This is a genomic window from Nocardia alni (assembly GCF_019038435.1).
In the GTDB taxonomy this organism is placed as follows: Bacteria; Actinomycetota; Actinomycetes; order Mycobacteriales; family Mycobacteriaceae; genus Nocardia; species Nocardia alni.
The window spans coordinates 1-383 of sequence record NZ_JAGPOX010000410.1 but is presented as its reverse complement, the minus strand read 5'-3'; the positions used below and the strand labels follow the sequence as shown (position 1 = coordinate 383).

Here is a 383-nt window from a genome sequence, read left to right as displayed (position 1 = left end):
TCACGCGGGCCCGGCCTTCCTCGCCGGACAGGTCGAGGTGCTGCACCCGCTTGTTGCGGTTCAGCCCCATGTAGTAGGAAGCCACGCCACCCTGGAACGGCGGGCCCCAGGTGCGCGTGTCGTCGCCCTCGGGCGGCTCCACCTTGAGCACGTCCGCGCCGTGGTCGCCCAGGATCTGGCCGCAGTACGGCCCGCCGAGGATGCGCGAGAGATCGAGCACGCGGATGCCGGCCAGTGCGCCGGTGGCGGCGCGGTCAGTCAAGGCTCACTCCCGATTGTTTGACCACCTGTCCCCACTTGGCCGTCTCGTCGGCGATGAAGCGCCCCAGCGCCTGCGGGCGGGTATCGGTATCGGCTTCCAGCCCCTGCGAGGCGAACAGCGT

General features: G+C 70.5%; 1 protein-coding gene. It reads right to left on the bottom strand.

Translation table 11 applies throughout. The features are described from left to right. Nucleotides 1-262 (bottom strand): CoA transferase (locus JZ791_RS47545; protein ID WP_216904055.1); only part of this gene is annotated, 262 nt, incomplete at its 3' end. Nucleotides 263-383 lie beyond the last annotated feature (121 nt).